This window comes from Soonwooa buanensis, assembly GCF_900167905.1.
GTDB classification, from domain to species: Bacteria; Bacteroidota; Bacteroidia; order Flavobacteriales; family Weeksellaceae; genus Soonwooa; species Soonwooa buanensis.
The window spans coordinates 44,027-58,728 of the sequence record NZ_FUYZ01000008.1; the positions used below are offsets into that span (position 1 = coordinate 44,027).

Below are 14,702 nucleotides of genomic sequence, written 5' to 3' on the forward strand. Positions count from 1 at the left end.
AAAGACCCTATCCGTAGATAAGGTCTTTTTTAACTATTTTTATAAATAATTTCTTATTTCAAAACATATTTGAATCCTAAAGTAAAGCGTCCAGCTTCGAAGTTAGAATCGTTAGAAAGATTCCACCAAGGCTTCCAGTCAAAGCTCATTGCTAATGGAGCAGATGGGATTTTGTATTCTAAACCTAATTGTGGTCTAATAGCAAATGAAGTATCGCTATATCCTCCAGCTTTCCAAAATGTAAGTTGTGGACCAACACCGATGTACCATCCAAGGCCACCAGCACCGTTGAATTTTTGATTGTAGGTATAATCTGCACCTAATACAGTTGTGTTATCTCCAAACAACACTTGTACGTTACCTGCATTTCTTCCATCGAAAGAGTGCTTATATTGAGGACCAAATAATGTTGGACCATCTCCTAAATCTACTGCAAGACCTAATGCGTCTCTATAAGACTGCGCATTTGCAAATTGACTCCCTAGTGCTACTGCACCTAATAAAGTGATTGATTTAACTAAGTTTTTCATTATTGTAAATTTTAATAGTTTGTGTAATATTTCTTATTCTGATTTTTTATAAATTAACTACGACTCCCAAGCCGCCACGGTTTCCTAATTCTACAAAACCTCCAATTTTCTCTGTGAAGAAGTATCTAACACCGACATGTGCCCCAAAATCAAAAGTATCGCCCAAAACACCTAGAGTTACACCTGGATAAATGTCCAAATTGTTATCTAAATTGAGTAAATCATGCAAGTGATAATTAAAGCGTCCATGTATTGAAAAGTCAGATTTAGAATCGTTTTTTCCAAAATAGAGACCTAATCCTGCACCTACAGAAATGGCATCTGCGATACCATAATCATAACTACCTTTAAGACCTAGACCTTCACTTCCATAAAAATTAAGACCTGCTTGTACCTTTTGATCGCCTTTTCCGTTCCAAGCTTGAGCCGAAGCTGTTGTCATCATAAAGCAACCTAAAGCTGCTAGCATCAATTTCTTCATATTGTTTCTTCTATTTAAGTCCTAATCAAAAATAAGACCAAGAATTTATGGAGCGCATAATTTTTTAATAAAAAATAACAAAACATCGTGTTAAAATCCTCATAATTAAGTGTTTTAGATTCTTAAATATTAGTTTATTTTAAATTGTTCTAATGTTAATTGGATTAGATCTTTGCAATATTTTTAAGCTTTTTACATTGTTGTTATGGATTTTTGAAAAATATCGCTACTAAAAATGCCATGTTTTTTGACTAATTTTGCCAAACTTAAGATTATATCTAATGAAACAATATTCCTCAATACGAAGCGTACAGATTTTAGCACATGTTCTACAACAATATGGCATCGATAAAATTGTTGTATCACCAGGTTCTAGAAACGCGCCTTTGGCAATTCATTTTTCCGAACTGGACGAGATGCAATGTTATAGTATTGTGGATGAGCGCTCAGCAGCTTTTGTCGGAATGGGGATGGCTAAAGCTCTTAAAAAACCTGTTGCATTAACTTGTACCAGTGGATCGGCAGCGACTAATTATTACCCTGCGATTGTTGAGGCTTTTTATCAAAACATTCCGTTGTTGATTTTAACAGCAGATCGACCTGCAGATTATGTTGATATTTTTGATGGACAAACGATTCGCCAGAATCATCTTTATCAGCAACATTCCTATGGAGATTTTCAGTTAAAAGAAGACAAAGAGGAAGGTTCTTATGATTATAATCTTGATACTGTGAAAAAAGCAGTCGAATTATGTTTTGAAAAAAGTGGTCCTGTACACATCAATGTTCCTCTGAGTGAGCCACTTTATAATCTAGTGAACGAACTTCCTGTTTTACCAAGTGTTGAGTCAACTATTCAAAAAAAGAAATTTGATTTTGCACCAAACTTGACTGCAGAATGGAATACTTCAAAACGAATTTTGATTTTAGTTGGTAGTCAAGCTCCAAACCCAGAATTGCAAATGCAATTATCGCAATTGGTTAAAAATCACAGTGTTGTAATTTTAACAGAAGTAACATCTAACTTAAACAACGAAAAATTCTTCTCACATATTGATCGATATATTTTTAATTTTAATGAAGAAGATTTCAAAACATATGCACCAGATTTGCTGATTACAGTGGGTCAAAATGTTGTTTCTAAGAAGGTTAAGAAATTTTTACGCGAAGCAAAACCAAAACATCATTGGCATATTGATGAGAACTGGCAACCAGATACTTACTTTGTTTTAGACCGAAATATTGAAGCAAAGCCAGAAGTGTTTTTCTCTAAATTGTTGAATAACATCAATCTAGAACCATCATCATATTACAATCTGTGGGATGTTTTGAGAGATAAAGCCGATGCGCGTCACGATGCTACACTTCCAAAAATTGGCTATTCAGATTTCTATTTGTTTAACATGCTTTCGGACGTTATTCCTGCTAATTATAAAGTTCATTTCTCAAACAGTTCGGCGATTCGTTATGCTCAACTTTTTGATTTTAATAAATTTGATTGTTACTGTAATCGTGGGACAAGTGGCATCGATGGTTGTACCTCAACTGCGATGGGATTTGCGATGATGACTGACGAGCCAACACTTTTGATAACTGGAGACATTAGCTTTTTCTACGACATTAACGGACTTTGGAATCAATACATTCCGCCGTTTGCGAGAATCGTGATTTTTAATAATGGCGAAGGCAACATTTTCAGAATTATTCCGGGACCAAGTGACACCAACGCGGTCGATGAGTTAATTGCCACGCAACATCACAAAAGTGCCGAACTTCTTGCTAAACATTTCGGTTTCGATTACATAAAAGCGGAAGACGAATTGAGTCTAGATCGTGTTGTTGAGACTTTCTTTAAACCTGGTCAAAAGCCAAAAATTCTTGAAGTGATGACAAAAGGACATCATAACGAAGATCAGTTAAAAGCTTATTTTGAAAACTTAAAACAGACTTTATAAATCGTCGATATCCAAAATTTTGGAAGGTAGATTTTTAATTTTTGATATAGGATAAATGAAATTTTCGTCAAAATCATTCAATGCATTAATGATTTGAAAATGAGAAAATTCCAAAATATTATCAACCGAAATTGCTGTTGACTTTATTTGATTTTGTTTTAAAAGATGTTGTCTTTGTACACCATTTAACAAATAAGTTTCGGGCGTGTACCAAGTTTTATCTTTTAGGAAAAGCAAATTGCTAAAACAGGTATCTGTTACATTTCCGTTTTGTAAAATAATGACTTCGTCAGCTTGAGATTTTTGTTTTAAATGATCAAAATTTTTCCTATCAAAATACTTAAATTGATAGTTGAGATTATCATCAGTAACTAATTCGAAATCTTCAATTTCTGAAATTGCATAGGGTAACATTTGTGTTTTAATATTATTTTCTAAATCATAAACCAAACGGAATTTGTACAAGCCATCTTCATCATGATTCAAATTTTCAAAAACTTCTAAAACATCGATTCGACAATCTTTTTCGAAGTGCGAAAAAGTCTCAATTATCCGTTGTTGATGCAATTCTGCAAGGAAGATTTTTTGATCTTCAACTTTGATACTTTCAATAAATTGGAGCATAAATTTTATTTTTCATTTCTTCGTATTCGTCGAGTAGTTGGCTTTGATGCGTAATGCCGCCGCCACTTTTAAAAACAAACTTGTCGCCATCTTTTTCAATAAAACGAATCATGACGCAAGAATCTAAATTTTCGCCATCAAAAAATCCAGAAACGCCAGAATAAAAACTTCGGTCATAGTTTTCGGCTTCCAAAATTATTTCTAAAGTTTTCTTTTTTGGCGCGCCAAGAATAGAGCCAGCTGGCAAAAGAAGATTAAGAATGCTACCGATTTTATACTGAAATTTAGGTTTTAAAGTTCCTGAAATTTCAGAACTCATTGCAAAAAGATTTTTTTGTTGCGTTTGAATATAATCAATCCGTTGAAACTCATCCACTTTAACATCATTTGCGACCATACTTAGGTCATTTCGTAGCAAATCCACAACGGTATAATGTTCAGCTTTTTCTTTGATGTTGGCTTTTAGAAGCTCTTTTGCATTAGGAATATCGGCATCAATTGTACCCTTCATTGGATGTGTAACAATCTGATTGTCTTTTATTTCAATAAAAGTTTCGGGAGAAAAAAACACAAATTTATTCGGAATACAAGCTTTATATTTCGCTTTAGAATGTGCAAAAACTTCTTCTAAAGTATAATTAATTTCGATAGGCGTTTTTCTCGTATAATTCACTAAATATGAGTTGCCTTTCTTCAAATTTTCTTGAACTAAATCAAATCCTTTTTGGTAAGATTCTAAAGATTCAGCATTAAAGCTAAGATTGAATTTTTTATTATTAATTACTTCTTTACTAGCACTTTGTATATTTGGAAATTCTATTTTAATATTCGAATTTTTAAGTTCACTTTCTGTTAAAAGAATCATTTTTTCTTTTAGAAAATCAATAAAAAACACAAACGGAATTTTTGACAAAGAAAGTTTGTCAATAGCTGCGAAATCAAAATCAATTTCTTGTAACATTCTTTTATTAGGCTTTGAAGCTTTATTTTTGCAGCTCAAATATAAATCAATATGGAGAATACTCCCAACAATTCTGAAATCAATATTGTACTTTCTCGTGCTTTTGCTTTGTGGAGCAATACGATGAAGTTCCAGATAAGTTTTAGCATCTTTTATTTTGCAATACTTTTAGTTTTGGCATCTTTTGCGTTTAATTATTTCGGAATTAATAAAAAGGTTGAAGACTTTGCACCTCTGATGCAGTCGGATCCAGATGCTTTCATGGCAAAACTTCGAGAACTTGCGGTGACACCAGAATATTCGAATTTTGTGTATGTTATTGTTTTAATAAAAGCTTTGGTTTTCCCTCTTAATATTGGGATGTTTAAAGTCTATGCCATGAAGGAGATGGGCGAAAATCCTGGTCTGAACGATATGTTGGCGGGTTACCAAGGCCTTAGTTTTTTCAAATATTTCACCTACGGGATTTTCTGGGGTTGCGTTTATTACTTATGTTCTATTTTTGCGCCTTTGCTGTTGGTTTGGGTTTTAGTTACTTTTTTTGTTAGTCCGCTGATGTTTTTTACAAACATTAATAGTTTTCAGGCGATTGGTAAGAGCTTTCAAGCGATTCGTGCTAACTTCTTCATTATTTTCGTTTGTACAATTGTTGCGATTTTGTTTTCATATTCTGGTATTTTGATGTTTGGATTTGGAATATTATTGACGTTTCCGTTTTGGAATGCTATCATTTATTCGTGTTTTCGACAGATTTTTACTGTGAAAAATTAAAATTTTTATATAATTAATCTAAATCTTTAGAAAAAATTGTAATTTGGAACAACAAAAAATAAAATATGGAAACATTTAACGAATTTGATTCGCAAGCAAAAGTCCCAGCTAAGAACACGGGCGACATTATTTCTCATGCTTTTGAGACGTACAAAGGTGTAGTGCTTTACGCAATTGTAACGATGATTCTTTACCTTATTATTTCTTTTATAATCCAAGCAATTTCTGGCTTTAACTCTCAAGCAATTTATGAAGAAGCTATGATTAGTGGTGGCCAGATTGACTATTTAGCAATCCCAGGACTTAAAACTTATTATGCAATTTCTTCTCTATTTGGACTTTTATTGTCTCCACTATTTTTGGGATTAATTTATATTTCTCATAAAGTAAATACGAAACAACAAGTTTCTTTCTCGGATTTGTTTTACGCTTACAAAGAGAATTTAATTAACATTATTGTTTATAGTTTAATTACAGGTATTATTTTAACTATCGGATTTACTGCTTGTTTAATTCCTGGTTTATTATTAATGCCATTATTTTTTATTGGTTATCCAATTTTGATTTTCGAAAAAGCGAGTGCAATTGATGCTATATCAAAAGCTTTTAACATCGCTAAAGAAAATTATGGTACTTTTTTAGGTGTTGCGGTTTTATCAGCGATTATTAGTTTTGCTGGTATTATTCTTTGTGGTATTGGACTATTGGCAACAGCGCCATTTTATCTAACTGCTGCTTATTCATTATATATTGCATTTGTTGGACTTCCAAAACAAATTACTTACAATCCTTAATTAAATAAAACTATTAAAGTGCCTAATTCTGAAAAACAAATTAGCGGAAACGTTATTAAACAAATCGCCCTTATCTTACTGATTGTCATATTAGTTGGGCTTATCTGTTATAATCTTGCTTTATTTATTCCTTCATTATTAGGCGCTTTAACTTTATACATTATTTCCAGAAAATATCTTCTTTATCTTATCGAAGTTAAAAACTGGAAACCATCTTTAGCTGCCACAGTTATAATAATTGCAACGCTTCTAGTTCTTATTCTACCAGTGTATTGGATCGTAGATATGCTCATTGAGAAGTTGGGAAATGCCCAAGCTTATATGGGAAAATTCAATGCATTTATCGATAAAGTGCATGATTATGTCTATGCGCAAATTCATGTTGATATCCTTAGCAAAGAAAATCTTGACAAACTAAAAGCTGCAGCAGGCAAGTTTTCGACATCAGCTCTTAGTACAACTTTTAATACATTCACGATTATATTTTCGATGTATTTTATTTTGTATTTTATGCTGGTTGATCCTCGAAAGTTTGAGAAATTACTTACAAATGCAGCACCTTTCAAAAAAGCAAATATCAATTTATTAGGCGAAAAAATCCGAAAAATGGTAATCGCAAATGCGATCGGAATTCCTGTAGTTGCACTTGGACAAGGTATTGTTGGCTTAGTCGGTTATTTTATTTTTGGAGCGCCGAGTCCAGTTCTTTTATTTGCATTGACATTTGTTGCAAGTATGATTCCAATAGTTGGTGCCGCGATTGTCTATGTTCCGGTTTGTATTTTTATGATTGCTGAAGGTCAAACAGGTCCAGGACTAGGATTAGCTGCTTATTGTTTGGTTGTAGTTGGTTTAACAGACAATCTACTTCGATTTACATTATTAAAAAAACTAGAAAACATTCACCCTCTAAATACGGTCTTCGGAATTATTGCAGGGATGAATATTTTTGGTTTTTTAGGTTTAATATTTGGGCCAATTTTGGTGTCTGTGACGGTTTTATTAATTCAGGTTTATCGCAACGAATTTTCAGACGACGATGACGAAACTCCCAAAGATATTGTCTTACCCGACAATGACCAACTTGAACAAAAAGTAGATTTAATTATATAAAATGACGCCCGAAATTCTGCAAGAACTTTGCAAAGTAAAAATGCCGTATGGGAAACATAAAGACCAATGGATTATTGACCTTCCGATTTCTTATTTGGAATGGTTCAATCGCAAAGGTTTTCCTCAAAACAAACTAGGTTCGCAGTTAGCAACGATTTATGAAGTTAAGCTTAATGGTCTAGATCATATCTTTACAGCGATACGTGAGCACAAAAAGCCCGAAGCTCCTTCGAAACCTCGGGTTTATAAATTATAATTTTCTTTTCTAAAATCTTTTTTCTCAATAAAATCTTTGTTTTTGTATTTTTAGAACATGGAAGCTTGTCCTTATTCTAAAATAAAACGACTTGGGTTTTGTATTATTTTGTTTTTTCTGTTGGCTAATTTTAGTATAGCTCAAAATAGAAAGAATGAAATCAACACGCTGATAACCAAAGCTCAACAATACAAATTCAAAGATTGGACAAAAGCGGAAAACTTTCTAAATGAAGCACAAAAGCAAGCAAAAGCACCTGAAGAACTTGGTGATTTCTATATAGAGGCGTCAAAAATATATTCCGAAACCAATCGCTTTGACATTGCATTAGATTATTCTCGTAAAGCATACAATATTTTTTATAAAACATCGCCACAAAAAATTGCTGAGATTAATGATATGTTCGCTTTTGTCTACACGCAACTTAACGACACACCCAAGGCAATACAGTATTATAAAAAACTATTAGCTGAACACATTAAGAATGCCAATACTTACGAAGAAATAAAGACTTACAACAATCTCGGAAATGCATTTTTTGTCATTAAAAAGCTAGATTCTTCCAATTATTATTTTTCTAAAGCTTTAACAAGGCTTGATACTTATAACAAACCAGAATTAAAAGTTTACGTTCTTGCAAATTTGGGTAAGGTAGCCTCTTTTCATGGTGAGAATACAAAAGCTTTAGATTATCTGGAACGAGCAGAAACTATTCTTAACACTAATAAAATTGAAAATCCAAAAGCTTTTTCTCTAGTATATTTCTACCTAACTAATTATTACAACAGTGTTAGTCTACATGACAAAGCGCTTAGCTATGTTAAAAAAATGGAGCAATATACCAACAAGTCCAATCCTAATTTCGTGTATCGTGATTTGTTATGGGCAACTTATAACACTTATTTCAATCAAAAAGATTATAAAAATGCGGCTTATAGTTTTAAGACTTATGATTCTATTCGGGAACAATTAAATATCGAGGAAAAAGCTGTTAGCGTTGAACGAACCAAGTTAAAACACGATTACGAATCTCAGAAAAAGATTGATGAGTTATTACAAGATAAAAAACAAAGCTACTACATTGCGAGTGCAATTTTCCTTTTGCTGTGTATTATAATTTCGGTTCTTGCAGTTATTAATTACCGAAACAAAGTGTCGAAACTAGAGCTGGAAAAACTTCTACAAGTTGCTAAAACCAATCAATTGGAAATTGAAAACCATATGAAAGAAAAGCAACTCGTTTATAAATCTATAGAACAATCCAAAATAGAAGAAATTTTTAAATCGATAATGGAGCAAATCGATCATCTTAAATTAAAAGTTCAAAATCAAAAAACAGTGGACGAAATTTCTCATATTATTTTGGAAATCAAGACCAACATGAAAACCAATTCTTGGGAAGAATTTGAACATCATTTTGTAAACATTCATGAATCTTTTTATAAAAATCTTGAAGCCAAACATCCAGATCTGACAACTTATGATCGTCGACTTGCTGCTATAATTTTATTAAAATTAAGTACTAAAGAAATCTCAAATCTTCTAAATGTTACTCCAAAAACTATTGAGAATTCTAGAACGAGACTTCGTAAAAAATTAAATCTAACCAACACACAAGCAGATATTTACCAATATCTCAATTCTTTCACAAATTATTGATAATCAACATAAAACAGATTGAAGTTGCATTAAGTGTGTGTGTTGTAAAATCGACAGTGTGTGCTAAGTGTGTGGTGCTTTTTTAGGTCAAAATTATTTTAATCAATTGCTTTGTACCAACAAATCAAAATATTATGAAAAAAATAATTTTATCACTTAGCCTTATCGTAGGAAGTTTTATCAATGCACAATGGACAAATGATACAAACGAGAATACATTACTTGTTGCGAATAACAATGGAGCATCTTTCTCAGTCGCAACATCAGATGGGCATATTTACCTTGGCTTTTGGCAGAAAGTGGCAGCACCAACTAATTATGAACTTAGAATTCAGTATTTGGATAAGAATGGCAACAAACTTTGGGGTGAAGAAGGAAAATTGATTAGCAACCAAATTCCGATGTCAACATACACCATGGTAGAGCAAACTGCTTTGGACAAGGATAATAACCTTTTCATTGGTGTTACAGGAACAACAGGAGGTTATCCTGCATTTGCTTATAAAGTAACGCCAAACGGAGATCTGCCTTGGGGAACTAATGGTATTGCTTTAGGCGAAGGTTATGTACCAACCATTTTGCCACTGAAATCTGGTGATGTTATGATTAGTTATTGGCCAACAAGCAAAGTACAAGCACGATTACAAAAATTCACGAGTGCTGGTACTCCGATTTGGGCGGAGCCAACTATAATCTATTCTGATGACGTTACTAAAAAAACGGTGCCTGCAGATCTTTTTGAATTAAGTAACGGAAATGTTGAAATTGTTTTCAATAAAGTCTTAACAGGTGCGTACTCCAATCTTTATGCACAAACTTTTGACGCAGATGGAAAACCTGTTTGGAACGCGCCAGTATTATTGTCTCCTAATAGTTCTACTTGGAGCAAGAAAAATAGTACATTTTTTGAGAATGATAAAGTCTACTATGCATTTACGAGCGGACAAGGTGGACGTTTGGATTCTTATTTAATAAAGATAAATCCTGATGGCACTTTACCTTGGGGAGTTGGCGGTGTTGACTTTAGTACCAACAATGCCAATTTCGAAAAAGAGGTTCAGATTGCTTCAAAAGCAGGGACAGATCATATTTGGGGTATTTCAACTTTTACAACTGCTGGATCTCAAAACAATTATGGAGAATATGTTCAAAAATTTGATAAAGAAACAGGTGCTCGTTTATTCTCAGATAATGCGAAAGCTGTTTTTCCAATATCATTAAATGATGCAAAATCGCATGTAGGAACTTTATTATTGGACGATGACAAACCTGTTTTTGCTTACAATAATATTAAACAATTTAATGTTCAGCTTTTTACGACACATTTAACAAGACTAAATGAAAACGGCGAGTTTGATTGGAAAGAAAAATCTATCGATTTGATAACTAGAGAATCATTTACATCGCATAACAATTTGTTGAAACTACCTGAAAATCAAATCGTTTTTAAATATAATGAAAGTCGAGATAGTGCTCCATCATCTGTATATGCACAAAATACAATGATGCCAGATTCTTATTTAGCAACAACAGAAATTAATAATTCAAATTTGCGAATGTATCCAAATCCAACATCTTCAGTTCTAAATTTTTCAAAAGATCTCGAAAACGCAAGTGTTAGAATTTATAATTTCTCTGGTCAATTGGTAAAATCCGAAACTATCAAAGGCAACATAATCTCTGTCGAGAATCTTCCAAAAGGAAACTATATTATCGAAGTAAATAATAAAGGCAAAATCTTTAGCACAAAATTTATTAAAAATTAAATACTAAATCCTTCATTAAATTTAATTCAAATAAAAAAGCCCGACTTAAAAAATCGGGCTTTTTTATTATTTTGAAGATTGTTCTAAGGCGTCTAATGTCTCCTTCAGATAAAAATCTTTCTGCAAATTTTTAATCCAATTTTCGGACTTTTTCGCAAAAGCTTCGTCTTTCTTTTCTCTAGCAACTTCGTCTGCATGCAAACTAATTTTGAGACCATTATTGTATTTATCCAAAGCTTTGAATTTTTCGATCTGCGCTTTACGCTCTTTCATCAAAGCCATATATTTAGCTTCGTTCAACGTAATTTTTTCTTCTTTAGATAAAGCTTCTCTCCATTTTGCAGACTCTACAAGCAGTTGATAATTCGTATTATTTTTAATTTTAGAATCTATTGATTGCTGCAAAGCTGCTGTATTAATGTTATTAACTTTATTGAACTTTGCTGGTGCAATTTTATCCCAAGGCAAAGCAAATTGGTCATAACGCTCCCCTATTTCTGCATAAGTATACAAATCTTGCATCTTAACATCGGACTCTACACCTTTTCTTTGTGTCGACTCACCCGTTACACGATAATATTTTTGAATTGTTAATTTAAGATCTCCAAAGTCATCGCTGGTATTTAAAAATCTGTTTAGAGACACAAAAGTCTGCACAGTTCCTTTACCAAAAGATTGTGGAGAACCAACGATTGCAGCTCTTCCGTAATCTTGCATTGCACCTGTCAAAATCTCAGATGCTGAAGCCGAAAGTTCGTTTTGCATAATAACAAGCGGACCTGTCCAAACTGGCGCATTGGTTTTGTTACTAAGAACATTTATTTTCCCGTTTCCATCTTTAACCTGAACAACTGGACCAGCATTAATAAACAAGCCCATAATATCAACAACTTCTGTTAATGAACCGCCGCCATTATTTCTTAAATCTAAAACAACGCCGTCAACTTTTTGAGCTTTCAGTTTTAAAAGTTCAGCTTTAACATCGTCTGAAGCGTTTCTTCCTTTACTATCCTCAAAATCCGCGTAAAATCCTGGTAGATAAACATAGCCTAATTTTTTCCCGTTTGGAGAATTAATAATCGAACTTCTTGCGTAAGTGTCTTCAATCGCAACTTCTTCTCTTATTAAAGTAACATCTTTAACAGTACCATCTGTTTTTTCAACAGTTAAAGTGACTGGCGTTCCTTTCTCACCGCGGATAAGTCGCACCGCTTCTTCTGTCAACATACCAACGACGTTAACTGGATCTTCTTTTGGTTTGGATCTAACTTTAAGGATTTTATCTCCTTTTGCCAATTGTTTGGACTTCCAAGCTGGTGCGCCGATTGTTAAATCTCCTAAATATAAATATCCTTTTTTCTCTTGGATTAAAGCACCAATACCAATGATTTTCCCTGTGAAATTAGTATCAAAATCTTCTTTATCTTTTGGTGAAAAATAATTGGTGTGCGGATCAAACACTTCTGTATAAGCGTTCATATAAACTGTAAACCAATCGTTTTTCTTTCTCTTTTTGTAACGACGGAACATATCCGTGATTAAATCTTTAACCTCACCTTGCGCTTTGATTCTTTTTTGATCTGCAGAAAGGATTTCTAACTTGACAGTATCTTTTAGTTTATTAGCAATTAATGAGTCTTTTCTTTTCTTAGCAGATTCCTCCTTGTTGTTCAAGGTTTCCATCTCACGAAGAATATAATACTTAACATAACGTTTCCACTCTGCTTTTTGGTCAGCATTAGTAGTTGCATTTTTCTTAAGTTTTGGTTCAAGAATCATACTGTCATCTTCATTAAGATCGATTGGCTTGCTCAAGATATCTTGTGTCATTTTATCGATATCATCCAATCTTTGATAAAGACGATCTGTTGTTGCTTTATAAAAAGTCAAATCACCGTTGTTAAGGTAATCATCAAGCTTGGTTTTGTGTTTCGAAAACTCATCCATATCCGATTGTAAAAAAATCCTTTTGTCTGGATCTGCAGACTCAAAAAATTTATTATAAACTTCTGCTGAATAAGCATCATTAATAGGTTTTGGCGCATAATGCAAATACGAAAGTGTGTTCTTAACACTTACCATGATGGTTTGCATTTTTTCGTCGTCATTCTGTGGTGCGTTGAAACAAAACATCAGCGTCATAAGTGGCGCAAACATGAAGATTCTGTTCCATTTAAAATTCTTAAACATATAGATTACTTAAGTGATAAAATATTGGTAATTAGCTTTTGATTTTTGTTACAAATCTTTGAAAATTTATTTCTAAATCATAAGTCGAAGTCACATCAAATTTAATACCTTATTTTTATTCGACTGCTATATTTTAGCTAATTTTGTGATATTCTTTAAAAAAGAGCATCTACAAATTAAGATGCATCACGATATTTTTGAAAATTATTATGGAAAAACCTTTGATATTAGTAACCAATGATGATGGCATAACGGCGCCTGGTATTAGAAATTTGGTGAGTTTTATGAACGAAATCGGCGATGTGATTGTCGTTGCGCCCAACTCGCCACAAAGCGGAAAAGGACACGCAATAACCATCAATGCAACTTTAACTTACGAAGAAATAAATCTCGAAGGTCCACAAACCGATTATGCGCTAAGTGGAACACCTGTTGATTGTGTGAAATTTGCACTCGATAAAGTTTTAACAAGAAAACCCGATATTGTGGTTTCTGGGATTAATCACGGTGCTAATTCTTCGATTAATGTTATTTATTCTGGGACAATGTCAGCGGCAGTTGAAGCTGGTGTAGAAGGTTTGCAAGCTATTGGCTTTTCGTTACTAGATTTTTCTTGGGATGCCGATTTCACCCAAGCTAAAGAATATATCCAAGCGATCGTTAAAAAAGTTCTTGACAATCCACTTCCAAAAGGAGTTGTGCTAAATGTCAACATTCCTAAACTTGCAAAAGAAGAAATAAAAGGTGTAAAGGTTTGTAAACAAGCGCATGCAAAATGGGAAGAAAGTTTTGATGAGCGCGTTAACCCGCACGGCAAAAAATATTATTGGTTATCTGGCTATTTTAACAACATGGACAAATCTGAAGATGCTGACGAAACGGCTTTGGCAGAGGGTTATATCTCAATTGTTCCTGTTAAGTTTGATCTAACCGCACATGAGTATCTTAAAGAACTTGATACTATCATGAAGTTTTAAAATAAAAAGGCGATTCAAAAATTTGAATCGCCTTTTTCTATCTTGCTAAAGCCTTACTCAAAGCTTCAGATGCTCGTTTAACTTCAGTTGTCCAATCATCAACGGCATTGCCATCGGCGCCATCAGAAATATATTTTAAAGCCAAAAAAGGAATATTTTCCAAGTTTGCGACTTTAGCTAAAGCATAAGCTTCCATTTCTATAACATTGTATTCGTGGTTGTTATGTTCCATTTCGAATTGGTCTCCAGTACCACAAATGCCTATCGGAAAATTTGGAAGTTCGATCCCGTTATTCAAAATAATCGCTGAGTTTTCGAAAGGAGTTTCAAATTTTGCAAAACCTAAAGCCGACACTTCCATATCACGTTGGATAAACGCTGTACAACACACAACACTTCCACGATCAAAAACAGTACTTCCTGCTGTACCAAGATTAATGATGATATCTGGTTGATATTTCGCAATTGCTTTTGTCAAATGATAGGTTGCATTAACTTTCCCTACACCAACAAAAACTTTATTATCCTTATCAAAATGACTACCAGCCTCGCTTTCTAATGCAAAAACAAAAAGCGGGTTTTGATAGGTTTTAGTATTAATTGTAATCAAAACTTAATAGAATTT

Annotated in this window: 14 protein-coding genes; 8 read left to right on the forward strand and 6 right to left on the reverse strand. The window is 33.2% G+C overall.

Annotated features, from left to right (window positions below):
* Nucleotides 1-53: 53 nt before the first annotated feature.
* Nucleotides 54-530 carry a hypothetical protein gene (locus B5X62_RS11175; protein ID WP_079667509.1) on the reverse strand — a complete coding sequence of 159 codons (477 nt, stop codon included), beginning with the start codon at nucleotides 528-530 and terminating at the stop codon, nucleotides 54-56.
* 46 nt (nucleotides 531-576) lie between these two features.
* Nucleotides 577-1,011 (reverse strand): DUF6646 family protein, encoded by a 435-nt coding sequence (locus tag B5X62_RS11180; RefSeq protein ID WP_079667510.1) that lies wholly within the window; start codon nucleotides 1,009-1,011, stop codon nucleotides 577-579.
* A 281-nt stretch (nucleotides 1,012-1,292) separates the two neighbouring features.
* Between B5X62_RS11180 and menD the strand changes: the two genes are divergently transcribed.
* Nucleotides 1,293-2,966 carry a 2-succinyl-5-enolpyruvyl-6-hydroxy-3-cyclohexene-1-carboxylic-acid synthase gene (menD, locus tag B5X62_RS11185; RefSeq protein ID WP_079667511.1) on the forward strand — a complete coding sequence of 558 codons (1,674 nt, stop codon included), beginning with the start codon at nucleotides 1,293-1,295 and terminating at the stop codon, nucleotides 2,964-2,966.
* Here menD and B5X62_RS11190 read toward each other — a convergent pair.
* Together B5X62_RS11190 and B5X62_RS11195 are read right to left on the reverse strand one after the other, a co-directional pair.
* Nucleotides 2,961-3,590, reverse strand: a complete 630-nt coding sequence (locus B5X62_RS11190) for an aminotransferase class IV (protein WP_079667512.1) — start codon at nucleotides 3,588-3,590, stop codon at nucleotides 2,961-2,963. The genes menD and B5X62_RS11190 overlap by 6 nt on opposite strands.
* On the reverse strand, nucleotides 3,574-4,551 hold the full coding sequence (locus B5X62_RS11195; protein WP_079667513.1) for an aminodeoxychorismate synthase component I: 978 nt from the start codon (nucleotides 4,549-4,551) through the stop codon (nucleotides 3,574-3,576). Before B5X62_RS11195 ends, B5X62_RS11190 begins: the two co-directional genes overlap by 17 nt.
* A gap of 51 nt (nucleotides 4,552-4,602) precedes the next feature.
* On the opposite strand from B5X62_RS11195, the gene B5X62_RS11200 reads away from it, so the two are divergent.
* From B5X62_RS11200 to B5X62_RS11225, 6 genes are all read left to right on the forward strand, one after another.
* Entirely contained in the window at nucleotides 4,603-5,322 is a 720-nt protein-coding gene (locus B5X62_RS11200; protein WP_079667514.1) for a hypothetical protein, read from the forward strand.
* 65 nt (nucleotides 5,323-5,387) lie between these two features.
* The gene (locus tag B5X62_RS11205) at nucleotides 5,388-6,116 is read left to right on the forward strand and encodes a beta-carotene 15,15'-monooxygenase (protein ID WP_079667515.1); all 729 of its coding nucleotides are present in this window, start codon (nucleotides 5,388-5,390) and stop codon (nucleotides 6,114-6,116) included.
* A gap of 18 nt (nucleotides 6,117-6,134) precedes the next feature.
* A complete protein-coding gene (locus B5X62_RS11210; protein WP_079667516.1) occupies nucleotides 6,135-7,229 on the forward strand; it encodes an AI-2E family transporter in 1,095 nt (364 codons plus the stop codon).
* Nucleotide 7,230: 1 nt separating this feature from the next.
* The gene (locus B5X62_RS11215; protein ID WP_079667517.1) at nucleotides 7,231-7,485 is read left to right on the forward strand and encodes a DUF3820 family protein; all 255 of its coding nucleotides are present in this window, start codon (nucleotides 7,231-7,233) and stop codon (nucleotides 7,483-7,485) included.
* Between the two features lie 57 nt (nucleotides 7,486-7,542).
* Complete coding sequence (locus B5X62_RS11220; protein ID WP_079667518.1) at nucleotides 7,543-9,144, forward strand: LuxR C-terminal-related transcriptional regulator; 1,602 nt, start codon at nucleotides 7,543-7,545, stop codon at nucleotides 9,142-9,144.
* 134 nt (nucleotides 9,145-9,278) lie between these two features.
* Nucleotides 9,279-10,910 carry a T9SS type A sorting domain-containing protein gene (locus B5X62_RS11225; RefSeq protein ID WP_079667519.1) on the forward strand — a complete coding sequence of 544 codons (1,632 nt, stop codon included), beginning with the start codon at nucleotides 9,279-9,281 and terminating at the stop codon, nucleotides 10,908-10,910.
* A 66-nt stretch (nucleotides 10,911-10,976) separates the two neighbouring features.
* On the opposite strand, the gene B5X62_RS11230 is transcribed toward B5X62_RS11225, so the two are convergent.
* Nucleotides 10,977-13,100 (reverse strand): carboxy terminal-processing peptidase, encoded by a 2,124-nt coding sequence (locus B5X62_RS11230; protein WP_079667520.1) that lies wholly within the window; start codon nucleotides 13,098-13,100, stop codon nucleotides 10,977-10,979.
* A gap of 209 nt (nucleotides 13,101-13,309) precedes the next feature.
* Here B5X62_RS11230 and surE point away from each other — a divergent pair, with 209 nt between their 5' ends.
* Complete coding sequence (gene surE / locus B5X62_RS11235; protein WP_079667521.1) at nucleotides 13,310-14,077, forward strand: 5'/3'-nucleotidase SurE; 768 nt, start codon at nucleotides 13,310-13,312, stop codon at nucleotides 14,075-14,077.
* Between the two features lie 37 nt (nucleotides 14,078-14,114).
* On the opposite strand, the gene B5X62_RS11240 is transcribed toward surE, so the two are convergent.
* A complete protein-coding gene (locus tag B5X62_RS11240) occupies nucleotides 14,115-14,687 on the reverse strand; it encodes a 5'-methylthioadenosine/S-adenosylhomocysteine nucleosidase family protein (RefSeq protein ID WP_079667522.1) in 573 nt (190 codons plus the stop codon).
* Nucleotides 14,688-14,702: the final 15 nt, after the last annotated feature.

Coding starts and splice junctions, on each gene's coding strand:
- B5X62_RS11200 (WP_079667514.1), top strand. CDS start 4,603: ATGGAGAATACTCCCAACAATTCTGAAATCAATATTGTACTTTCTCGT.
- B5X62_RS11195 (WP_079667513.1), bottom strand. CDS start 4,551: ATGTTACAAGAAATTGATTTTGATTTCGCAGCTATTGACAAACTTTCT.
- B5X62_RS11180 (WP_079667510.1), bottom strand. CDS start 1,011: ATGAAGAAATTGATGCTAGCAGCTTTAGGTTGCTTTATGATGACAACA.
- B5X62_RS11225 (WP_079667519.1), top strand. CDS start 9,279: ATGAAAAAAATAATTTTATCACTTAGCCTTATCGTAGGAAGTTTTATC.
- B5X62_RS11175 (WP_079667509.1), bottom strand. CDS start 530: ATGAAAAACTTAGTTAAATCAATCACTTTATTAGGTGCAGTAGCACTA.
- B5X62_RS11205 (WP_079667515.1), top strand. CDS start 5,388: ATGGAAACATTTAACGAATTTGATTCGCAAGCAAAAGTCCCAGCTAAG.
- B5X62_RS11215 (WP_079667517.1), top strand. CDS start 7,231: ATGACGCCCGAAATTCTGCAAGAACTTTGCAAAGTAAAAATGCCGTAT.
- B5X62_RS11230 (WP_079667520.1), bottom strand. CDS start 13,100: ATGTTTAAGAATTTTAAATGGAACAGAATCTTCATGTTTGCGCCACTT.
- menD (WP_079667511.1), top strand. CDS start 1,293: ATGAAACAATATTCCTCAATACGAAGCGTACAGATTTTAGCACATGTT.
- B5X62_RS11220 (WP_079667518.1), top strand. CDS start 7,543: ATGGAAGCTTGTCCTTATTCTAAAATAAAACGACTTGGGTTTTGTATT.
- B5X62_RS11190 (WP_079667512.1), bottom strand. CDS start 3,590: ATGCTCCAATTTATTGAAAGTATCAAAGTTGAAGATCAAAAAATCTTC.
- surE (WP_079667521.1), top strand. CDS start 13,310: ATGGAAAAACCTTTGATATTAGTAACCAATGATGATGGCATAACGGCG.